Origin of the sequence: Virgibacillus indicus (assembly GCF_002266285.1) — a bacterium.
Taxonomy (GTDB): Bacteria; Bacillota; Bacilli; order Bacillales; family Amphibacillaceae; genus Virgibacillus_K; species Virgibacillus_K indicus.
Genome location: NZ_NPMS01000003.1, coordinates 292,117 through 313,185, shown reverse-complemented (window position 1 = coordinate 313,185; position 21,069 = coordinate 292,117). Strand labels below are relative to the sequence as shown.

The window sequence follows — 21,069 nt, the reverse complement described above, 5'->3', positions numbered from 1 at the left end:
AGCATTCCTATATAAAATTAGCTCTCAACAAATTCAAGCTCAGGCATCCATTGTGACATATGTGCTTTTATTTCATTATAATGATTTTTTGCACCGGATAAATCGTCATCTGTTAGCTGATACATTGGAATCACTTCATAATCAGTGAATCCTTGATTAAATTTTACAAATGTAGGAATAAACTTTGGTGAATGTATCTCTATCTCACGATTGCTGCCCTGGGTGGTTTTCTTTATGGAAAAGCTTAAGATGCCTCCTATTCGCTGGTACAGATCCTGCTGATTAGATAAAAAGTTTCCCAATGAATAAACTGCAATGGTTTTATTTCCACCTTTTCCCGTTACCCATTCTACAGGCTGCAATACGTGGGGATGGTGCCCAATGACAATATCAACACCTTCATCAGCGGCAAATTGAACGAGTTCCTTTTGTGTTTCATTTGGCATTCGTTCATACTCATTGCCAAAATGCAGACTTAATGCAACCACATCTGCCTGATCCTTTGCCATGGCAACTTCCCTGGAAATGCGATCCCTGTCAATCAGATTGACCAAATATTCCTTTCCATTAGGCACTGGAATCCCATTTGTGCCATAGGTATAGGATAGGAATGCAATGGAAATTCCTTCTCCCGTTTCGTATATACGGACTTTTTCACGATCAACCTGATCCTTGTATGCACCTGTATACATCATATCAATGGTTTCCCAATGCTTAATCGCATTTTGAATTGCCTTTTCTCCCCTGTCCAGTGTATGATTATTGGCCAGTGAGACAACATCGACTCCGGAATCCTTTAAAGCATCACCAATCTCGTAGGGACTATTAAAGGAGGGATAAGAGGATAACCCCAGAGTTTCTCCGCCAATCATCGTTTCCTGGTTTGCAATTGTTATCGTTGAATCATGTAAATACGGATTAACCTTGTCTAGCATAGATGTGAAGTCATAGCCGCCATCAACTCTTGCATCATTATATACTGGAGCATGAATTAATATATCACCAATTGCTGAAAAGGTAACTTCCTGTTCTATTTTCTTTTGAGACTTAGATTGAATCATTACCTCTTTTGTCTCATGTTCAGTAGCCTGAACAGCTTCTTCTTGATCCGTACAAGCAGTTATAAATACAGTTAAAGCCAATAATAATAACAAGCCTATAATATTCAGCTTTCTCATAACCAGCTGCCCCTTATGTTTTTCTTTTATCATAACATAATAGGACTTTTACGGGGCTATGAAATTAATGTGTTATTTGCAGCAGTATTCGAATTTTTCGTAGATTGCTGTTAAATGATTATAATCCAAATTGGACAATGAATCCCACTTTATATTGTCCACGATGTAGTGATGGAACTTCCAGACTTTCTCTTTGATTGCATCATCACTGACTAATGCAATTTTGTACAGTACTTCAATTAAACTGTACATGACGGAAACATCGCTTTTTCCATAATATCTGATTTGGTAAAAGCTTTTATACAAATAATCCTCATATTTCTTGGGGTGATTCAATATTCGCAAATTCCCGCTTCTGTCCGCAATATATTTAATTTCTTTGTATTGCTCCCCTATTTCGATAAGCAAAACACCAATCCGGTTGATGCAATTAATCGCTGTATGCGGATCATTAATAGCCGGCGAGATTGCTTTCAAAGAAATTTCAACCAGTTTCTGTATCATGAATTCTGCATCCTGAATATCTGTCCGTTCATCTCCAACAACCAGAATATGATTAATTTCTTCTAATTTATAATCCGATTCATGATTATAGACACTTAGTAAAGGAAAACCTTTAGGGATAAAATCACCGACTTGGACATGCAGATCAATCGTGCATTGATTCTTTTCAGTATAGTTCACCAGCTTATTCCATTCTATTATTTGCACATAACCTGATCTGATTGTATAAATATCCGTTTTCTGCATTTCCTTAATTTCATCAATTTCATCTTCATCCCATTTTTCATATTCCTCATAGTTTTCCTTTTTATATACATGCTGAATCACTTTTACGGCATCATTCCGTATTTTGCCAATCAGACTGTTCACCTGCAGCCATCTTGCAGAATGGTGGATGAAAAACACAAAAAAGGCTAAACAAAAAAGGGCAATAATCACCATAAAAATTGGTCCGGCAATTACATTGTTTTTTCCTACAATCACTAGATTTAATAATGCAAAGGTGAAACCAAAGCAATATACACCCAGAACATGATGAGTTACTTTGCTTCGCATGAAATCCTGCAGGGTTCTCGGTGAAAATTGCGTTGAATAGGTAGTCAGGACAACCATGATGACTGAAAAGCTGATTGTAGTCATTGTTAAAATGGCTGTTGCCAGTGAACCATATAATTCAATGGATACATCTTTATCAGTAACCAGCAGCTTAGGAATACCTTCTTTAAAACTATCAATAAGCCATGAATCCAATATATTAATTGCAAATACAAGCAGGACGGAAATGCTAGTGTAAATTAATGGTACAAACCAGAAACTGTCTCTTGTATCAATCCAAAATTTAGTGCGGTTCAAGCTATTTTCTCCTCTCGTTCCGATATATCTATCAATATACCCTTAAAAGAGAAGATTATAGCTTTTATTTATAGTCCCATGTTTTTCCCAATAATCATCTTCATCACTTCATTTGTTCCTGCATAAATTGCTGCTACAGGCACATCCCGGTATCTCCTGGCAATTTTATACTCTTCCATATAGCCATAACCTCCATGCAGCTGCATACATTCTGATGCAATTTGCTTTGCAGTATCTGTCAGCCAGTATTTTGCCATCGATACTTTTGTTACAATATCCTTTCCTGCAATATGGTCCTCAATCAGTGCTTCCAAAAAGGAATGGCCAAGCTCCACTTGTGTGGCTATTTCAGCTAATTTAAACTGTGTATTCTGAAAGGAGCCAATGGCTTTGCCAAAAGCTTTCCGTGATTTCACATATTCCAGGGTCATTTCCACCATTTCCTCTGATGCAGTCTGACCCGCGATTGCCACTACCAGCCTTTCCTGCTGCAGCTTATCCATCAAATAGCGGAAACCATTACCCGCTTCGCCAATCAAATTAGCCGCTGGAACACGACAATCTTCAAAATAAAGCTCAGCAGTATCCTGTGCATGCATTCCTACTTTATCCAGTTTCCGGCCACGTGAGAAGCCTTGCATTCCATCCTCTACCATCAGCAGACTTATTCCTCTATGCTTTGGTTTTGCTTTTGGATCAGTCTTAACTACAACTAAGACAAGGTCTGCCTGTATCCCATTTGTTATGAATGTTTTCTGTCCATTTACAATAAAATCATCTCCATCACGGATGGCAGTAGTTTTAATATTGGCCAGATCTGACCCGGCGCCAGGCTCCGTCATTGCAACAGCTGTTATATGCTGTCCTGAAACACAGCCGGGCAGCCAGCGGTTTTTCTGCTCTCCTGTTCCATAGGATTCGATGTATGGAACAACAATATCTGAATGGAGCCCTACACCAGTCAAGCTTGTACCAACCCGTTCAAGCTCTTCCAGGATGATTACAGAATAGCTGAAATCAAGTCCTAGCCCGCCATAAGCTTCTTCTACATGTGGACATAGAAAGCCCATTTCGCCCAGTTTCAGCCAAAGGTCCTTAGGAATAAGACGTTCCTCTTCCCATTTTTCATAGTTTGGCTCCACTTCATTTTCCAAAAACTTGCGCAATGTCTTTCGGAACAGCTCATGTTCTTCTGTTTCAAAACGGTATTTCCCCATTTATACTCCCTCCTACTTCGGCTGCATGCGCAATGCACCATCCAGCCTCATCACTTCTCCATTCAGCATTGGATTTGTGATGATGCTTTCTGCCAGGCTTGCATATTCCGATGATTTCCCCAGACGACTTGGAAAAGGAACAGTACCTCCAAGCATTTCTCTCGCTTTCTGTGGCAATGTATCAAACATTGGCGTTTCAAATAACCCTGGGGCAATTGCCATTACCCGAATTCCTTTTGATGCAAATTCTCTCGCAAGCGGTAATGTCATACTGGCTACTCCACCTTTTGAAGCGCTGTAGGCAGCCTGGCCAATTTGTCCTTCATAAGCTGCTGCAGATGCCGTATTTATAATAACTCCACGTTCTCCTTCAGGATTTGGTGTGTTTTCATTCATATAAGATGCAGCTACCCGAATAACATTAAAGGTCCCGATTAAGTTCACTTTAACAACTTTTTCAAACGCAGATAATTCCATGGTCCCTTTCCTGCTTAAAACCTTACCGGGTGTAGCAATCCCGGCACAGTTCACCAACACATTGACAGCTCCTAATTTCTCATAAACCTCCTGCATACTCTCTTCTGTCTGATCGGCGCATGTAATATCTGTTTCCAGAAAAAGAACATTTTCTGCTCCCAGTTCCTCAACCAGTGTATTTGCACGTTCACAATTCAAATCAAAAATTGCTGCTTTCCCGCCTGATGCAATGATTTTGCGAACAGTGGCTTCTCCTAATCCGGATGCTCCACCTGTTATGACAGCCCTTAATTCATTCAGTTCCATCCATGCTCCTCCTGCCCAATCCGTTCAATAATTGTTGCATTTGCCATCCCCATACCTTCACAGATGGCAAGCAGCCCATATTTTCCATCAATTCGTTCCAATTCGTGCATTAATGAAACGAGTAATTTTGTACCGGTTGCACCAAGAGGGTGACCAAGTGCAATAGCACCGCCATTCACATTCAGCTTGGCCGGGTCTGCTCCAACGTCCTGCAGCCAGGCTAATGGTACCGGAGCAAATGCTTCATTCACTTCATATCTGTCCATATCTTCAATGGAGAGATTTGCTTTTCCCAGAACTTTTCGGGTCGCTTCAATAGGGCCTGTCAGCATTAATGTGGGATCTGAACCAACCACAGTTCTTGCGATTATTTTTGCTTTTGGCATCAGCCCCAGTTCTTCTGCTTTTTCCTTAGACATTAAAAGTACTGCACTTGCACCATCACTCATTTGACTGGCATTGCCTGCAGTGATTTTTCCGTCTTCTTTAAATACAGTCTTAAGGCCTCCCAGTGCATCCACGCCAGAATTTTCTCTTGGACCCTCATCGACTGAAATAGTGTTCAATGATCCATCCTCTCCCGTTACTTCCACAGGAATAATTTCTTTTTTGTATTTTCCTTCACGGATTGCATTTAAAGCGTTTTCATGACTGCTCAATGAAAACTCATCCAATTGCTTTCTAGTAAAATTCCATTGGTCAGCGATTTTTTCCGCAGATATGCCCTGATTGACAATTTCATATTTCTCAGTCAGCTGCTTACTTGGCTTTGAATCACCCATATTGAAAAACATCGGTGCACGTGTCATGCTTTCAACACCACCCGCAATTACAATCTCCATATCACCTGAAGCAATCGCCTGTGCCCCAAAGTGCACTGCCTGCTGACTCGAACCGCATTGACGGTCGATGGTTACTCCGGGAACATGTTTTGGAAAACCAGCAATTAATGCAGCAGTTCTTGCAATGTTTCCGCCTTGTTCATTTACCTGGGTAACACAGCCTAAAATCACATCTTCGACAGTTCCTTTATCAAGATTAGACCGTTCTGCTAAATTATTCAGCACCACAGCTGCCAACTCATCCGGCCGGTAGTCTTTAAACATTCCCTTTCTCCTGCCAACTGCAGTACGGCAGCCATCAACAATAACCACTTCTCTCATTATTACACCCCATATATTTTGAATTTTAAGTTACCTTCAGTATAACTATATTCACGATTTTCCGAAAGCATCCGATATGTTTTAGTCTATTTAAATTCGGGAAAGCAGTTTTATAGAAAGATAATCTTTTGAAGAAAGGATTTTTTAATAATGAGTAATAAACAGTATCAACCTACAAAGAACAAACAGCTTAGTGATGCACAGGAAGTTCATTATTCAAGGGATTTTAAACAAGCTGATATTGCTGGCGGGTATCGCAGGCAAAGGGTAAATCAGGCTAAAAGTGAAAATCCGGATTTAATTAAATAACATTTATCGAACACACCTTGCTTTCTTATAGCAGGGTGTTTTTTATTGAAACCTTTCTATTTCTTTCTTCGTAATACCTAATAGATTAATAATGGAGGTTTTATACATATGTCAGAAGTTGCCATGGAATTAATTGATGTAAAGAAGAAAATAGGCAAGAAAGAAATAATTAAGGGCTTATCTTTTACCATTAATAAGGGAGAAGTTTTTGGATTTATTGGTCCAAATGGCGCTGGGAAAACAACTACCATTCGGATGATGGTTGGCTTAATGCAGCTGACCGATGGAGATGTGCGTATTTTAGGAAAAAGTATCAAAACAGAGTTTAAAGAAGCGATTCGTGAAGTTGGAGGAATTGTAGAAAATCCTGAGATGTATCCATTTATGACAGGAATGCAAAACCTGCAGCATTACGCACGAATGATTCCAGGAATCACGAAAGAACGAATACAAGAAGCTATTGCACTTGTTGGTTTGGAAAAACCAATTAAAGAAAAGGTCGGAAAATACTCATTGGGAATGCGGCAGCGTTTAGGAATTGCTCAGGCTTTACTGCATAAGCCATCTGTATTAATTTTGGATGAACCAACGAACGGTCTGGATCCGTCCGGTATTAGAGAAATCCGGCAATATATACGAAAACTGGCTGAAGAGGAAAATGTTGCTGTGATTATTTCCAGTCACCTGCTTTCCGAAATTGAACTGATGTGTGACCGTATCGGTATTATTAAAAACGGTGAGCTTGTTGCCATTCAGGCAGTGAACGATTTTACAGGCGCTGAATCCCCTGAGGAAAGTAAAAATCTAATACAGGTACAGCTTGAAGCAGAGCCTCAAGATAAGGCAGTAAACCTATTAAGGGAACATTATGAAATAGAGGTAACACATGCAAACGGTACATTGGTATTCCAAACTGAAAAAGAAAAAATCCCTGCTATCGTTCAAACACTTGTACAACATGACTTGGCTATTTACCAGGTAAGCACAGCAAAAGCAACACTCGAAGATAAATTCTTGGATTTGATTGGGGAGAATAGAATTGGGTAATTTTTTAAATCTGATTAACAATGAATTAATAAAAACATATATACGAAAGTCAACCTGGGCTATGTACATTATTCTGGCAGGGATCATTATCGGGCTGGCCTTTCTGACAAATACATTTGATGATACCAGTGGTAAGTATACAGAAGATAACTGGCGTCAGGAATTGCAGGCGGAAAATGAACAGTTGACAAAGGAAATGGAACAAGATGAATTTATGGAAGGCATGAACACCAGTTTAATTGCAGAAAATAACTATTACCTTGAAAATGATATTCAGCCAAAAGGCTATGATGCCTGGCAGTTTGTTATGGAAAACCAATTGCTGCTTTCTGTCGTCAGTTTATTGACCATCATTATTGCGGCAGGAATTGTAGCGAATGAATTCAGATGGGGAACGATCAAGCTTCTGTTAATCCGTCCGATAACAAGAACAAAAATGCTGCTGGCAAAATATACTTCAGTCCTGCTTTTTGCTTTGTTCACTTTACTGTTTGTCCTGGTGTTCTCCTGGATCATCGGAGCTGTTTTCTTTGGCGTAAATGGGTTTGACCCACATGTTGTATTGGAAAAGAGCGGTGGCTTTGAATATGTATCTGTCATTAATGAAATTGTTTCTGGTTATGGTTTCAAACTTGTAAATCTAGTCATGATGGCTACATTCGCATTTATGATTTCAACCATTTTCCGAAATAGCGCCCTTGCAATTGGAACGGCAATATTTCTGATGATGGCAGGAAACCAGATAGTTGTATTTTTCGCAGAACGCTCATGGGCAAAGTATATTCTTTTTGCTAATACAGATTTAAGCCAATATGTTAATGGAAATTCGCCATGGATTGAAGACATGACACTTGGATTTTCAGTTATAATGTTAGTCATCTACTATGTAATCTTTTTATTTTTATCCTGGATATTCTTTACAAAAAGAGATGTAGCCGGACAATAATATAGAAAAGGGAAAACACACATACTATAATAGATAATATAGTATGATATATCATTATTTGGAGTGTTTACCGTGAAGCGATATTTAACTGCTTTTTTTATAGCGCTAAGTGGAGTCATCTTATTTATTGGCTTACGCATTAACTTCGTATGGAATGGAATTGTTTCTTGGGGACTGGCGCTGATATGTTTAATATTTGCTGCATATTTTACAAAATACATTCCCAATGAGAAGGATAACAAGAAGTCATAAGTTAATGGAGACTGCGGTAATCGCAGTCTCTTTATTTGTGTTGTATTTTAGTTGTTCCAGCGTTATGAGCGTTACCTCACGTTTTCACTGAATTGCTTAATCCGTTCTCCTATCTCATCACGAACCTGCTGAAATACTTTCCATACTTCTTCTTCCGTACCTTCTGCTTTGGCTGGGTCATCAAAACCCCAATGTTCACGCTTTACGTGTGGTGGTGTTACTGGACAGCGATCTTTTGCATCCCCGCATAACGTAACTGCTATCGTTGCATTATTTAAAAATGCTGCATCAATTTTTTCTGATTGTTGATGAGAAATATCAATTTCAACTTCATTCATTGCTTTTACTGCGTTTGGGTTTAAGCCATGTGCTTCTAACCCTGCACTTCTTACCTCCCAATTATCTCCAAGGTATTTTTTCGCCCATCCTTCTGCCATTTGGCTTCGGCAGGAATTTCCCGTGCATAGGAAGTAAATTGATCCTTTAGCCATCTTTCATTCTCCTTTTTAAAAAATTAATAATGTTAAATACAGACCCAATAAAGTAACAAGTAAAATTGGTATTGTTAAAACAATCCCTGTTTTAAAGTAGGTTCCCCATGAAATCTTTACTCCTTTTTGGGATAGTACATGGAGCCATACCAGGGTTGCTAATGAGCCAATTGGTGTGATCTTTGGACCTAAGTCTGAACCAACTACGTTTGCATAAATAAGTGCTTCTTTTAAAACACCGGATGTATTTGTTCCGGTAATTGCTAAAGCATCAATCATTACCGTTGGCATATTATTCATGATGGATGACAGGAAAGCGGCAATAAAGCCCATTGCAATTGTAGCAATGAATAATCCTTGTTCCGCGGCTGCTTCAATTACTGCACCTAAGGCACTGGTCAGACCAGCATTTCCCAATCCATAAACCACTATATACATGCCCAGCGAGAAAAATACGATATCCCATGGTGCCCCTTTTACCACCGCTTTTGTATTCACCACTTTGCTCTTTCTCGCCATAAGCAGGAAAAAAATTGCTATAATACCTGCAACAATGGAAACAGGAAGGCTGATAAACTCACTGACAAAATAGCCAATGACCAATAATCCAAGCACATACCATGATAAATGGAACATTTTTAAATCCTTGATTGCTTCTGCAGGCTCACTTAATTTGGATACTTCATAGCTTTCCGGGATACTCTTCCTGAAATAGAATAATAAAACTATAATAGTCGCAGTCAAGGAAAATAAGTTTGGAATAATCATGCGGGATGCATATTCCACAAACCCGATTCCAAAGAAATCAGCGGATACTATATTAACAAGATTACTTACTACGAATGGTAATGAAGTCGTATCTGCGATAAATCCACTTGCCATAATGAATGGGAAGATCATTTTTTCTTTGAAATTCAGGTTTCGGACCATTGCAAGCACGATCGGCGTTAAGATCAGTGCCGCTCCATCATTAGCAAAAAGGGCAGCTACAACCGAACCTAAAAGACTGATATAGATAAACATCTTTATCCCATTGCCTTTTGCAATTCGTGCCATATGCAATGCCGCCCATTCAAACAGTCCAATTTCGTCCAGTATCAATGAAATAAGGATAATGGCAACAAAAGCCAAGGTAGCGTTCCATACAATTCCCGTTACTTCAATGACGTCATTAAATCCCACTACTCCTGCTAACAAAGCAATAACAGCACCGCCTATTGCTGACCAGCCAATGTTTAATCCCTTTGGCTGCCAAATTACCAGAACTAGTGTTACTAAGAAAATTAATATTGCGAGTATAAGCGTTGCTGACAAAAAAATACCTCCAATTTAACAACAGGAAATTCGTGTACCCTGTTCTTCCAGTTCTTTTAATTTATAGTTTTGATCGGGAAGTTGATCAAGTATCGGTTTCATAAATGAATAATACTCGTTACTTTTATTTACAGAGTAAAATATCCATTGCCCTTTTCGTTCTTCATTTACCAATCCCAGGTCTTTCAATTTACGTAAATGCTGGCTGATGGATGGCTGGCTAAATTGAAAAATCTCAACAAATTCACAGACACAGCAAGCCTGCTTATCAATTAATTTCATCATTGTTAACCTAGTTTTATCTCCAAGCAGTTTTAAAATTACTGCAGCTTTCTCCATTTCGATAGTTGTTTGCAGCATGTATTTCTCCTCCAAATTTATTATAATATAACTATATAAATATTTGCTTATATAAGCTACATAATTAAATCTGCTTTGTCAACACGACAAAAGCAGATTTTTTAAATTAATTCTTTATCCTTCTGGCAAAATCCACAAAACGGAATTTATCTGGTCTATGTCTTGATTCTGTATATTGAAACAAACTGGCATCAGCTAAATATACCTGACTTTTGATTACAGCTACATTTGAAAATCCTTCCAAGTCTAGCAACTGTCTGTCTTCTTCCGTTGGCTCTTCAACAACTATTTCCTTTCGGGCAAAACCAATGACTAATTCCAATTCATTTTCCAGGTAATCATAGATCGAATCCTCACATACCTTCTGCGATAGTGAAGGCACATATTTTGTACTGAAATAATCTTTGTCCAATATAATTTTCTCACCGGAAATTTCTCTTGCCCGAACAACCTTCCACACATTATCATGGCCCGGTTCTTTCAGTCCAGCTATCTCTTCATCATCTATATCCTTTAAAGAAAGCTCTTCTACCCATGTCTTTGCTTTCAGATTTAAATTAGCTGTCAGTTCTTTAAAACTGATGATACCTGATACTGGGAAGTCAAATTTGTTTACTCCAATTATGACCGAGCCTTTCCCGCGGATTTTTTGAATGTAGCCACTTTGCGATAACAGGTTCAGTGCTTTTCGGATTGTTTCTCGTGATGTTGCATAGATTTTGCTTAATTCATTTTCTGAAGGAATTTTCGTTGCTGCAGGCCACACGTTCATTTCTATTTTTTTCACAAGATCATGGTAAATATTTAAATATTTCTTCTGCATAGTTTTCCCTCATTAATCTACATAAAATACAATGGACTCATAGGCTCTTAGCGTTACTATTCCATTTGATGCCACGGTATTGGAGTAATTTGACAACAACACGTCAGCATTATCTGCTGACAGGTTAAATGTCGTTTCTTCTGGATAAAAGTTATTTACGACAATCAGTTGCTGATCATTCCAATTACGTGTATATGCAAAGATTTGCGGATCCTTTTCATAAAGCAATTGATAATCCCCATAGGTTATAATATCATATTTTTTCCGAAGTTGAATTAATTGCTGATAATGATTAAAAACAGAATTCGGCTCCTGCAATGTTTTTTCCACATTGATGTCAGCGTAATTTTCAGCCAGCGGAATCCATGGAGTTACAGTTGTAAATCCTGCATTTTCTTCATTCGACCATTGCATTGGTGTCCGTGCATTATCACGCGACTTCTGCTTCAGTATTTCCATGATTTCCTGTTCTGATTTCCCTTGTTCTTTAAGAATGCTATAGGCATTCAGGGACTCCACATCGCGGTACTCTTCTATCTGGTCAAAGTCAGGATTAGTCATGCCAATTTCTTCACCCTGATAAATATATGGAGTACCCTGCATCATATGAAGGGTTGTTGCCAGCATTTTTGCCGATTCCTTATGGTATTCCCCGTCATCGCCAAATCGGGAAACAGCACGCGGCTGGTCATGATTGCACCAGAACAGTGCATTCCAGCCACCACCCTCATGCATCCCAGATTGCCAGTTTGAAAGTATTTTCTTTAATTGAATAAAATCAAATGGTGCCTTTGCCCACTTTTCCCCGTTTGGATAGTCCACCTTTAAATGATGGAACTGGAAAGTCATATCCAGCTCGTTGCGCTCTGGGCGTGTATACAATACACAGTTTTCGATGGTCGTTGAAGACATTTCTCCAACTGTCATCATATTGTATGGGGAAAATGCCGACTGATTCATTTCATTCAGAAATTCATGAATCCGTGGACCGTCCGTATAAAACTTTTTCCCCACTCCTGTATCATCATCAGGAAAGCTTTGATCTTTTGAAATCAGATTAATGACATCCAGCCGAAAACCGTCAATTCCTTTTTCTGCCCAGAACCGAACGATATCGTACAGCTTATTTCTCAGTTTTTTATTTTCCCAGTTTAAATCCGCCTGCGTTTTATCAAACAAATGCAAATAATATTGGTCTGTTTTTTCATCATACTGCCAGGCTGGACCTCCAAATTTAGATTGCCAGTTTGTTGGTTCTGCACCATCAATTGCATCCTTCCAAATATAGAAATCACGAAATTCATTCTCCTTGGAGGCTGAAGCCTTTTTAAACCATTCATGATCTGTTGAAGTATGATTAATGACAAGATCCATAATCAGCTTCATATCCCGTTTATGCGTTTCTTCCAAAAGCTCCTCAAAATCCTCCATCGTTCCATATGTTGGTTCTATGGAAAGATAATCACTGATATCATAGCCATTATCTTTCTGTGGGGATTTGTATATAGGTGTGAGCCATATAACATCGACACTTAATTTGTTTAAATAATCCAGTTTGCGGATAATTCCCTGAATATCTCCAATCCCGTTCCCTGTCGTATCCTGAAAGCTTTTTGGATAAATTTGATAAACTGTTGCTTTTTTCCACCATGCTTCATTCATTGCTTTTCACCTCATTATGCTAAATTAATGTGTATTTAGTTTACGTTTTGCTATAAAAAAGGTAATGATAAATGGTACAACCATAACAATCGCCATTCCTATCAGGAAGGATCCCCAGCCTTCAGGAACAATTGAAAAGATCCCTGGTACGCCACCAACACCTATCGAGTTTGCCAGCACATTTTGCATGGTGATAAATGCACCAGCGATGGAAGATCCGATGACGGCAGCCACAAATGGATATTTAAATCGCAAATTGACCCCAAACATTGCCGGTTCGGTTATGCCCAGCCACGCTGAAATACCTGATGTTCCGGAGAGTCCCTTTAATTTTTCATCTTTCGCTACAAGCATCATCGCAAACGCTGCTGCACCCTGTGCAATATTGGATAATGCCAGGATTGGCCATAAGAATGTTGTGTCCGTAGAACCAATTAATTGCAGATCCACTGCAAGGAAAGTATGATGCATCCCTGTAATTACCAGTGGAGCATATAATGCACCATAAACAAGACCGCCAAGAATCGCAAATTGATCAAAGATAGCTACAAGTCCATCGGTAATCCAGTTACCGATTGCAAATGTTGCCGGTCCGATAATAATGAATGTCAGAAAACCAGTTACCAGCAATGCAACCGGTGCTACGATTAATAGCTGCAATGAGTCCATTACTCGTTTATTAAGATAAATTTCAATTTTTGCAAGTATCCATGAAGCGAATAACACTGGTAATACTTGTCCCTGATAGCCCATTTTGTCTACTTCGAAGCCAAACAGGTTCCATGTTGGGATAGTTCCTTCTTCCAGTGCTGTACCATAGTCCCATGCACTTAACAATGCAGGATGAACCATAATTAAACCGAGAACGACACCTAATAGCTCATTCCCGCCAAACCGCTTAACTGCAGACCAGCCAATTAATGCAGGCAGGAAAGTGAATGCGGCGTTGGCAATAATATTAATCATGTCTGCAATACCGGCCCACTCTGGATACACTTCAATTAATGATTGCTCATCAAAGAAAATACCGGGGTTTGCTAAAATATTATTGATCCCCATCAATAACCCTGCAGTTACGATTGCAGGCAAAATAGGAATAAATATATCTGCCAGTACTTTAATTGCGCGCTGAAGCGGGTTTTGTTTTTTGCCACCTGCTGCTTTAACTTCTTCTTTTGTAGCTTCGGAAATACCAGTTTCTTCAACCATTGCTTTATATACTTTATCTACAGTTCCTTGGCCGATCACAACCTGGAACTGTCCATTTGAAGAAAAAGAACCTTTGACAATGTTCATATTTTCAAGTGCTTCTTTATCTACTTTATCTTCATCAGACAATGCAAAACGGAGCCGTGTGACACAGTGGGTTGCAGCATTTACATTGTCAATTCCGCCAACTGCAGCTATGATTTCATCCGCTTCCTGTCCATACTCCGTATTCGATTTCTTCTTTAATGGAGCCTTTTCTTCAGTTTCCCTGTTTTGCAGGCTGGCTTGAAAAAGCATCGATTCACCAGCAGTAACGTTTGCTTCATCTGTTTTCGTAAAATTCTTTAATTTATCTCCATTGGTGATGACTATCGGAGATATGTGGCTAGAAGCTTTTTCTTTTATAAAGTCCAGATTAAATGTAACTAGAGGATTACCTACCTTGACTGTATCCCCCTGTTTTACATGTGCTTCAAAGCCTTCTCCATCAAGAGATACTGTCTCAAGTCCTATGTGTATCAGTATTTCCACACCAGACCCGCTTTGAATTCCGATAGCATGCTTTGTCGGGAAAATCTGTACAATTTCCCCATTTACCGGGGATACTACCTTCCCGTCTGCAGGCTCGATAGCCAGACCATCACCCATCATTTTTTGAGAAAATGTGGGATCTGGAACATCCTCCAATGGGAGAACTCTCCCGCTGAGCGGCGAATAAATTGTTTCCATCTATATAAACCTCCTTTTAATCACCCATGAAACATGTATATACAACTTATATTATAACTTGTATATACATGTTCTTGCAACTGCTTACATTTTAAATAATCTTCCCCATCTTTAAGTGTGCTAATCTTGTAATGAAAATAGATGTGATTTATCCTTAAAGAGACACAATAATTGGAGGAGATTAGATGCTAGCCAAAATTGATAAATCGGGTGAATTTGCTGCAGCGGTATTTACAAGGCAGTTTTATTATTCAATTGATGAAGTGTGGTCCTATTTAACTAACAATGATAAACTGCAGCAGTGGTTTCCAGAACTAGAAATTCAGAAATTGGAAAAGGGGAGTGAAATTCTTTTTGATATGAAGGACGGCAATTATGAAAAAATGGAAATTTTGGAGGTTGAACCAAAGTCAATACTCGCGTTCACATGGGATAAGAATTCCGTACAATTCGAACTGGCAGCTAATTCTTTCGGCTGTAAGCTTGTGTTCAAAGAATATCTTCATGAAGTAACAGATCATACACCAAAGGATCTGGCAGGCTGGCATGTTTGCCTTGAAGTGATTCAGGCCTTGCTTGATGGAACCACCATCCGTAATCGGAGATCCCTTTGGAACAGATGGTATAAAAAATATCAGGAGGCAATTGAAGAAGCAGGATTGTAAATTGGTGGATTGCGAGAATTGTTCAAACTCGCGCGACGGACGCCTAAAGTAGTAACAACGCGCGACTTTATGCGGTTATCGCACGACTTCTCCCTGCCGACGCGCAGCTTTTTGGGTTATCGCGCGCCTTCCCTTAGTAGTTGCACAACTTCGGCTGAACATCACACCACTTTCTTTTTATTATCAGCCAATCAATTCTTCAAACTTTTTTGATTGCCGTTTACAAAGTTTTCGATATACTCTAGCTGTTCTTCATTTGGAAGTATCTTTCGCATTTCCTTAAATCTGGCAACGGCTTTATCAAGAGAAACTTCATTCCCCACGATTTCGCCAATACCTGTCAAATCATCAAAAAGGCTCCACATTTCATCATGTGTTTTTGGGTCTTGATGACCTGTTACGTACCAATCTGCTTCATATTTTTTTATTTTTTCTATCAGGATATTCAATTCTTCCTTATCATAACTCCATTCGCCACTGTAAAAGTCCTGATATATGCAGTCCCCTAGAAACACAATTTTTTCATCAGGTATATAAACAATGGATGAATCGTGTGCATGGACCCCTCCGACATGTTCGACCACACAGGTTATGCCTCCCAAATCAATTTCCAGCTTCTTATTAAAAGTGATATCCGGTGCCTTTAACTCCAATTTATCACGTACTGGCATTTCCCGTTTTATCATCTCGCTGCAAAACTCAATCTCTTCCCCAGTCTCAACTCGTTCATCTATCGAAGCGTCATCCCATTTCAGGGTTTTCATATAATTGATTTTCTTCTTCGTCTCCTCATGACTTATTGTTATTAAATCCATTGTTTTAATACCAAAGACATGATCCCAGTGCCAATGTGTAATGACAGCATATTTCAAAGGGGTTATATCCATCTTTTCTGTTAGATTAAGAAAATCTTTTCCATGTGCAGGCGAATTCCCTGAATCAACAGCCAAACTAAAGCTATCTCCGCAAATTAAACCTAAGGCGGGACGATCTGTTTCCGAATAATGGGGCATATAATACACTCTTTTTGCTAGTTGTTTCAGCATTTAAATACCTTCCTTCCAATTTTCAAACTTTATAATGATTACTTTTACAACAGGCCTGCCTTGGTCGTTCTATCTCAATTGGACCAATGAACCGTATTACTTACTTTGCGATGTCCCCCCTCAATATAGGAAGTTAAATAAGCACTATATTCACCTTGTTCATCAAATATATGAGGTAAAGAAGAAAGTTCCAAACTTAATTCATCACTTGCGTCCCTGCCCAATATTTTCTCCCCGTTTTTGAAAAATTCCCATGTCAAGTCATCATCAATTTCACCGGTTCTATACACGTTTCCATTTTTATAGGAAATTGAATGTGTACGCACATTGTTCATTAAAATATCCCCCAAAAGCATTTCCAGGTTATTTCGTTCATTCGAAACAATGATATTAGGTTCTCCGAATAACTGAAAAGCTAATCTATTTGATGGATTCATAATATAATAGTGATGATTCGAATCCTTAGCGTATAACAGCTCTCCAATGGGGGAATCTGTTATTGGATAAGAAAATTTTGTTTGAATCTGACTAAAGGGTTTGTCAAATTGGGGTAAAGATTTAAAGATACTATTTTCATCGTCTTCATACATTATATATAACGAATCGTGACTGGAATCTATTAATAAAGTCAGCCTTGTATTTTCATAATCCATTGTATGTATTTCTTCATAATCGGATTGGTTGTTTATAAAGTTTCCATATTCCTTTTCTTGAGTTTCTATTAACGCAGCACGTTCCGCTTCTTTACTTATATTTTGTATAATTGTGACAGGATTGTACTGATTATTCACTTCTTCTGTCATGTAAACGCCCATATAGCTGAAAAAGAAAATAGCAATCATCAGTAATTTAATTGGAATGTAAATGAATTTTAGTAATATCCTATGACAGTTTAGTTTATTCAGGAAAAAGACTGCAATGAAAACAACAGCAATAAATATCCAAACTGGAAATGGTATGGAAATGAATTCCATGAAATCATCTGTTTCAAAACCTGAATCATTGAAAGCTAAACCAATTACTAGTATATAATAGATGGGAATCATTATTGTTTCTGCAGCAATTAATAATAGTATGCTATTAAAAATATTTTTCAACAGGATAACTCTCCTTCTTATTGGATGAAATACTTCAGAAGCCGTTATTAACTACATCTTTTATTGGAGCTTTTTTAATAATAACACTGTTATTATAACTTTTCTAAATAGAGTGTAAAAGGAATTGACAATATCAACATTAGAAACGATTAACTTTATTTTAATAATAAAAAGCACCGCATTTTGCGGCGCAATTGGATAAATATTTTCGTTATTATCTCGATGTATCCATTCGGCTTTTATGACAGGCAACGGAATCTGATATAGCCCGTTTCTTTTAGTGCAGCTGGTTTTCCGGGATCGGAATAAAAATCAGTTTATCATCATCTCGTGATGGATCGCCGCGCCCATCCGTATTATTTGTAATAATATAGACGCCACCCTCTGCCGCAAGTACATCACGTACCCGTCCTGCATCTGAGATGATTATATCTTGAGTCTCATTGATTGGGTCAAACTTTCTCAATCCTTCCCCCCTTAATGAAGCAAAATAAAAGTTACCACGGTAATAAGCCATTCCTGAAGGCGCCCACGTATCTTCACCTGAATGGATAACCGGTGTTTCCATATTCTCAGCTGCTTCGTCTCCACGGATAATTGGCCAGCCATAGTTGTATCCAGGTTTTATTTCATTAATTTCGTCATATGCTTCCGATCCATGCTCTGTTGCATAGAACTCATTATTCGGTCCCCATGCAAGTCCCTGCGGATTACGGTGGCCATATGAGTAAATATAGGAATTATTAAAAGGGTTGTCATCTGGTATCGTGCCGTCCAGGTTCATACGAAGGATCTTTCCTGCTAAACTGTCCAGTTTCTGTGATAACTCAGGAACAGTAGCATCACCAGTGGTTATATATAATTTCTTATCAGGCCCAATTTCAATCCGCCCGCCCTGATGAAACTGCCCTCCTGGTATTTTGTCCAGCAGAATGGAAGTTTCCTGCCAGCTGCCATCGGATTCTTTTATTGTAACCACCCTCTGGAAAAAATCCTCATCTTCCTGGTAGGAGTAATAGGCGTAAGCAGTATTTGTTTCCTTAAAATCATCAGGCATGGCAATTCCCAGTAAACCCGCTTCCGACTGATTGGATAGACTCTGATCAAATTCAACCGGTTTTCTTGTTAGCTCCCCTTCCTTTATGCTTGCAATTGAACCGGTGCGTTCACTGATATAAAATGTATCCTCAAGATAAGCAATCTCCCAAGGCTGCTCCAGATTTTCTGCTATAACTTTCCCCTCATTCATCTCTTTAGGATCTTCGTTATTACTAGTTTCTCGAGACTCACTTTCCTGTTCTGCCTGCTCCGAATTATCCACCTCTCCGTTTTCCTCTTTCTCAGCGTTACTGTCGTCATCTGTTTCCTCGGAATCTTTTTCTTGTTCTGTCTCCAGATCCATTTCGTTCGAACATGCAACTGTAAAAGTAATTAACAACACCATGCCAGCCAGCAATACGTATCGAATGGAAAACACCTCACTCTGATTTATTGGATTCAGTGTACCTATTATGATAAGCAACTACAACTAAAAATATTTTTATGCTTATAAAAAAACAAGCATGAGAATCATTCCCATGCTTGCTGCTTTAACCTAATTTAGATTTCTTCGCTGCTTTTTCCCGTTCACTTTTGTTCAGTATTTTTTTACGCAAACGAATCGATGCTGGTGTTACTTCACAGTATTCATCATCATCAAGATACTCGATTGCCTCTTCTAATGACATGCTTCTTGTTTTTCGGATAGTTGACGTTTGGTCTTTGTTAGCTGATCGGATGTTTGTTAGATGTTTCTCTTTCGTAATATTAACAGTTAGATCATTCTCACGATTATGCTCTCCAACAATCATACCGGCATAAATATCGGTTCCAGGATCGACGAAAATAACCCCTCGGTCTTCCAACTGCATAATACCATAGGTAGAAGCCTTACCATTTTCCAGACCAACGAGAACACCTTCCCGTCTGCCGCCAACATGTCCTTTTACAACCGGCTCATAAGCATCAAACGTATGGTTTAAAATACCATAGCCATGTGTCTGTGTCATAAATTCGGTTGAATATCCAAGTAGTCCTCGTGATGGCACTTTAAATTCCAGGCGGACCTGTCCATTTCCCTGGTTTACCATATCCAGCATTTCACCTTTTCGCGCACCAAGGGATTCCATAACCGGACCGGTATATTCTTCTGGAACATCAATTTGAACGCGTTCCATCGGTTCACATTTCTGGCCATCGATTTCTTTAATAATAACCTTTGGCTTAGAAAGCTGCAGTTCAAAACCTTCTCTGCGCATATTTTCGATTAAAATCGACAAATGCAATTCACCACGTCCGGAGACAATCCAGGCATCTGGTGATTCCGTCGGGTCAACACGCAGACTGACATCTGTTTCCAGCTGTTTCAATAATCGCTCTTCAATTCGTCGTGATGTAATATATTTACCTTCTTTACCTGCAAATGGACTATTATTTACCACAAAAGTCATTTGCAATGTTGGTTCATCAATACGCAGCATTGGCAATGCTTCAGGATGATCCTGCGGGCAAATCGTTTCTCCGATATTTAAATCATCCAATCCTGAGATTGCAACAATATCCCCGGCTTTTGCCTCCTGGATTTCCATACGTTTGAGTCCTTTAAATCCAAAAAGCTTGCTGATGCGGAATGACTTTTGTGATCCGTCCTTTTTCATTACGACAACTTGTTGTCCCACTTTAATCGTTCCCCGAACAATCCGGCCTATTCCGATACGGCCCACATAATCATTGTAGTCAAGCAAAGTCACCTGAAATTGCAGGGCTTCTTCATGATTATCCACTGGTGCTGGAATATGCTCCAGAATAGTCGAGAAAATCGGATCCATCGTTTCCTGCTGGTCTTCCGGTTCTAATCCGGATGTTCCATTCAATGCAGATGCATAAACAACCGGAAATTCGAGCTGTTCATCATCTGCACCAAGCTCAATGAATAAATCCAGAACTTCATCAATTACTTCCGTAGGCCTTGCGTTCGGCCGATCAATTTTATTTAAAACCACAATTGGCGTCAACTTTTGTTCCAATGCCTTTTTCAATACAAAGCGTGTTTGCGGCATCGTTCCTTCATATGCATCCACAACTAATGCCACACCATCAACCATTTTCATAATACGTTCCACTTCACCGCCAAAGTCAGCGTGCCCTGGTGTATCCAAAATATTGATGGCTGTATCTTTATATTTAACGGCTGTATTTTTCGCTAAAATCGTAATACCACGTTCTCTTTCAATATCGCCGGAGTCCATTGCTCTTTCATTTACTTGTTCGTTCTCACGAAAAGTTCCTGAGTATTTCAGCAGCTGATCCACGAGTGTTGTTTTACCATGGTCAACGTGGGCAATAATGGCAATATTACGAATATCTTCTCTTAATTGCATAAA

Annotated in this window: 19 protein-coding genes; 4 read left to right on the top strand and 15 right to left on the bottom strand. The window is 39.0% G+C overall.

Translation table 11 applies throughout. The features are described from left to right. Positions 1-17 precede the first annotated feature (17 nt). The 5 genes from CIL03_RS09140 to CIL03_RS09120 form a co-directional block, all read right to left on the bottom strand. Entirely contained in the window at positions 18-1,178 is a 1,161-nt protein-coding gene (locus tag CIL03_RS09140; protein ID WP_094885551.1) for a CapA family protein, read from the bottom strand. 72 nt (positions 1,179-1,250) lie between these two features. Next, a complete protein-coding gene (locus CIL03_RS09135) occupies positions 1,251-2,534 on the bottom strand; it encodes a DUF2254 domain-containing protein (RefSeq protein WP_094885550.1) in 1,284 nt (427 codons plus the stop codon). A 68-nt stretch (positions 2,535-2,602) separates the two neighbouring features. Continuing rightward, entirely contained in the window at positions 2,603-3,751 is a 1,149-nt protein-coding gene (locus tag CIL03_RS09130; protein WP_094885549.1) for an acyl-CoA dehydrogenase family protein, read from the bottom strand. Between the two features lie 12 nt (positions 3,752-3,763). Beyond that, a complete protein-coding gene (locus CIL03_RS09125) occupies positions 3,764-4,534 on the bottom strand; it encodes an SDR family NAD(P)-dependent oxidoreductase (protein ID WP_094885548.1) in 771 nt (256 codons plus the stop codon). Then, positions 4,525-5,697 (bottom strand): thiolase family protein, encoded by a 1,173-nt coding sequence (locus CIL03_RS09120; RefSeq protein ID WP_094885547.1) that lies wholly within the window; start codon positions 5,695-5,697, stop codon positions 4,525-4,527. The genes CIL03_RS09125 and CIL03_RS09120 overlap by 10 nt, the downstream gene beginning before the upstream one ends. A 150-nt stretch (positions 5,698-5,847) precedes the next feature. On the opposite strand from CIL03_RS09120, the gene CIL03_RS09115 reads away from it, so the two are divergent. The 3 genes from CIL03_RS09115 to CIL03_RS09105 all read left to right on the top strand — a co-directional run bounded on the left by CIL03_RS09115 (position 5,848) and on the right by CIL03_RS09105 (position 7,999). Then, on the top strand, positions 5,848-6,006 hold the full coding sequence (locus CIL03_RS09115; protein ID WP_094885546.1) for a YfhE family protein: 159 nt from the start codon (positions 5,848-5,850) through the stop codon (positions 6,004-6,006). A gap of 108 nt (positions 6,007-6,114) precedes the next feature. Then, complete coding sequence (locus CIL03_RS09110; protein WP_094885545.1) at positions 6,115-7,053, top strand: ABC transporter ATP-binding protein; 939 nt, start codon at positions 6,115-6,117, stop codon at positions 7,051-7,053. Next, entirely contained in the window at positions 7,046-7,999 is a 954-nt protein-coding gene (locus tag CIL03_RS09105; RefSeq protein ID WP_094885544.1) for an ABC transporter permease, read from the top strand. Before CIL03_RS09110 ends, CIL03_RS09105 begins: the two co-directional genes overlap by 8 nt. Before the next feature lie 323 nt (positions 8,000-8,322). Here the strand turns inward: CIL03_RS09105 and arsC are convergent, their stop codons facing one another. The 6 genes from arsC to treP all read right to left on the bottom strand — a co-directional run bounded on the left by arsC (position 8,323) and on the right by treP (position 14,839). After that, positions 8,323-8,742 carry an arsenate reductase (thioredoxin) gene (arsC, locus tag CIL03_RS09095; protein WP_094885542.1) on the bottom strand — a complete coding sequence of 140 codons (420 nt, stop codon included), beginning with the start codon at positions 8,740-8,742 and terminating at the stop codon, positions 8,323-8,325. A 15-nt stretch (positions 8,743-8,757) separates the two neighbouring features. Beyond that, positions 8,758-10,056: an arsenic transporter gene (locus CIL03_RS09090; RefSeq protein WP_094885541.1), complete on the bottom strand. Its 1,299-nt coding sequence runs from the start codon at positions 10,054-10,056 to the stop codon at positions 8,758-8,760. Positions 10,057-10,071: 15 nt separating this feature from the next. Next, entirely contained in the window at positions 10,072-10,416 is a 345-nt protein-coding gene (locus CIL03_RS09085) for an ArsR/SmtB family transcription factor (RefSeq protein ID WP_094885540.1), read from the bottom strand. A gap of 106 nt (positions 10,417-10,522) precedes the next feature. Continuing rightward, a complete protein-coding gene (gene treR, locus CIL03_RS09080; RefSeq protein ID WP_094885539.1) occupies positions 10,523-11,239 on the bottom strand; it encodes a trehalose operon repressor in 717 nt (238 codons plus the stop codon). A 12-nt stretch (positions 11,240-11,251) separates the two neighbouring features. Next, positions 11,252-12,901, bottom strand: a complete 1,650-nt coding sequence (gene treC / locus CIL03_RS09075) for an alpha,alpha-phosphotrehalase (RefSeq protein WP_094885538.1) — start codon at positions 12,899-12,901, stop codon at positions 11,252-11,254. A 24-nt stretch (positions 12,902-12,925) separates the two neighbouring features. Then, a complete protein-coding gene (gene treP, locus CIL03_RS09070; RefSeq protein WP_094885537.1) occupies positions 12,926-14,839 on the bottom strand; it encodes a PTS system trehalose-specific EIIBC component in 1,914 nt (637 codons plus the stop codon). Between the two features lie 185 nt (positions 14,840-15,024). Here treP and CIL03_RS09065 point away from each other — a divergent pair, with 185 nt between their 5' ends. After that, positions 15,025-15,504 carry an SRPBCC family protein gene (locus CIL03_RS09065; RefSeq protein ID WP_094885535.1) on the top strand — a complete coding sequence of 160 codons (480 nt, stop codon included), beginning with the start codon at positions 15,025-15,027 and terminating at the stop codon, positions 15,502-15,504. Between the two features lie 191 nt (positions 15,505-15,695). Here the strand turns inward: CIL03_RS09065 and CIL03_RS09060 are convergent, their stop codons facing one another. From CIL03_RS09060 to typA, 4 genes are all read right to left on the bottom strand, one after another. After that, the gene (locus tag CIL03_RS09060; protein WP_094885534.1) at positions 15,696-16,550 is read right to left on the bottom strand and encodes an MBL fold metallo-hydrolase; all 855 of its coding nucleotides are present in this window, start codon (positions 16,548-16,550) and stop codon (positions 15,696-15,698) included. Between the two features lie 74 nt (positions 16,551-16,624). Further along, positions 16,625-17,647 (bottom strand): hypothetical protein, encoded by a 1,023-nt coding sequence (locus tag CIL03_RS09055; protein ID WP_094885532.1) that lies wholly within the window; start codon positions 17,645-17,647, stop codon positions 16,625-16,627. Positions 17,648-17,924: 277 nt separating this feature from the next. Continuing rightward, the gene (locus CIL03_RS09050; RefSeq protein WP_240508036.1) at positions 17,925-19,085 is read right to left on the bottom strand and encodes a PQQ-dependent sugar dehydrogenase; all 1,161 of its coding nucleotides are present in this window, start codon (positions 19,083-19,085) and stop codon (positions 17,925-17,927) included. 151 nt (positions 19,086-19,236) lie between these two features. Further along, the gene (typA, locus tag CIL03_RS09045) at positions 19,237-21,066 is read right to left on the bottom strand and encodes a translational GTPase TypA (RefSeq protein ID WP_094885531.1); all 1,830 of its coding nucleotides are present in this window, start codon (positions 21,064-21,066) and stop codon (positions 19,237-19,239) included. Positions 21,067-21,069: the final 3 nt, after the last annotated feature.

Coding starts and splice junctions, on each gene's coding strand:
- treP (WP_094885537.1), bottom strand. CDS start 14,839: ATGGAAACAATTTATTCGCCGCTCAGCGGGAGAGTTCTCCCATTGGAG.
- CIL03_RS09125 (WP_094885548.1), bottom strand. CDS start 4,534: ATGGAACTGAATGAATTAAGGGCTGTCATAACAGGTGGAGCATCCGGA.
- CIL03_RS09120 (WP_094885547.1), bottom strand. CDS start 5,697: ATGAGAGAAGTGGTTATTGTTGATGGCTGCCGTACTGCAGTTGGCAGG.
- treC (WP_094885538.1), bottom strand. CDS start 12,901: ATGAATGAAGCATGGTGGAAAAAAGCAACAGTTTATCAAATTTATCCA.
- treR (WP_094885539.1), bottom strand. CDS start 11,239: ATGCAGAAGAAATATTTAAATATTTACCATGATCTTGTGAAAAAAATA.
- CIL03_RS09115 (WP_094885546.1), top strand. CDS start 5,848: ATGAGTAATAAACAGTATCAACCTACAAAGAACAAACAGCTTAGTGAT.
- CIL03_RS09110 (WP_094885545.1), top strand. CDS start 6,115: ATGTCAGAAGTTGCCATGGAATTAATTGATGTAAAGAAGAAAATAGGC.
- CIL03_RS09140 (WP_094885551.1), bottom strand. CDS start 1,178: ATGAGAAAGCTGAATATTATAGGCTTGTTATTATTATTGGCTTTAACT.
- CIL03_RS09060 (WP_094885534.1), bottom strand. CDS start 16,550: ATGCTGAAACAACTAGCAAAAAGAGTGTATTATATGCCCCATTATTCG.
- CIL03_RS09130 (WP_094885549.1), bottom strand. CDS start 3,751: ATGGGGAAATACCGTTTTGAAACAGAAGAACATGAGCTGTTCCGAAAG.
- CIL03_RS09085 (WP_094885540.1), bottom strand. CDS start 10,416: ATGCTGCAAACAACTATCGAAATGGAGAAAGCTGCAGTAATTTTAAAA.
- typA (WP_094885531.1), bottom strand. CDS start 21,066: ATGCAATTAAGAGAAGATATTCGTAATATTGCCATTATTGCCCACGTT.
- CIL03_RS09065 (WP_094885535.1), top strand. CDS start 15,025: ATGCTAGCCAAAATTGATAAATCGGGTGAATTTGCTGCAGCGGTATTT.
- arsC (WP_094885542.1), bottom strand. CDS start 8,742: ATGGCTAAAGGATCAATTTACTTCCTATGCACGGGAAATTCCTGCCGA.